The organism is Vibrio sp. 1978 (genome assembly GCF_033344345.1).
This window is the reverse complement of the sequence record NZ_JAWPOP010000380.1, coordinates 1-754: the sequence shown is the minus strand read 5'-3', so window position 1 is coordinate 754 and position 754 is coordinate 1. Positions and strand designations below refer to the sequence as shown.

The window sequence follows — 754 nt, the reverse complement described above, 5'->3', positions numbered from 1 at the left end:
ATGGCATTAGTTCCGATCATTCAACCGCCAATTATGAAAGCGCTGACTACCAAAGAAGAGCGTGAAATCAAAATGGCGCAGCTTCGTCATGTTGGTAAGTGGGAAAAAGTGTTCTTCCCGATGGCCGTGCTGTTGATGACGATTCTGTTCCTACCTTCTGCGACGCCATTGGTTGGTATGTTCTGTCTCGGTAACCTGATGCGTGAAGCGGGTGTAGTGGATCGTTTATCGAAAACTGCACAAAATGAACTGATCAATATTGTGACTATCTTCTTGGGTTTAGGGGTTGGCTCGAAACTGCAAGCTGACCAGTTCTTAAACTTGGAAACATTAGGCATTCTTGGTCTAGGCGCTGTAGCGTTCAGTATCGGTACAGGCGCAGGTGTTCTCATGGCTAAGCTTCTTAATAAGTTCTCAGAAGAGGACATCAACCCACTCATTGGCGCGGCAGGGGTGTCTGCCGTACCTATGGCTGCGCGTGTGGTGAACAAAGTCGGGCTTGATGCAAACCCTCAAAACTTCTTGTTGATGCATGCGATGGGACCAAACGTAGCTGGTGTACTTGGCTCCGCGGTAGCGGCAGGTATTCTGTTGGCCTTGGTTGGATAAAGACTCTTGTAACACGTAAATACAGTTATCGTGTTGAAGATAAAATTATCAACCAATTTACATGCTTGCCATTAACTTGGTTAAACAAAATGGTTTATAGTCAAAGGGATGCTCCGGCATCCCTTTTTTATTTTGTCCCTCAGGG

General features: G+C 46.2%; 1 protein-coding gene. It reads left to right on the top strand.

The window, feature by feature from the left end:
• A partial coding sequence (locus tag R8N49_RS26735; RefSeq protein WP_318114954.1) for a sodium ion-translocating decarboxylase subunit beta occupies positions 1–609 on the top strand: 609 nt, incomplete at its 5' end.
• Positions 610–754: the final 145 nt, after the last annotated feature.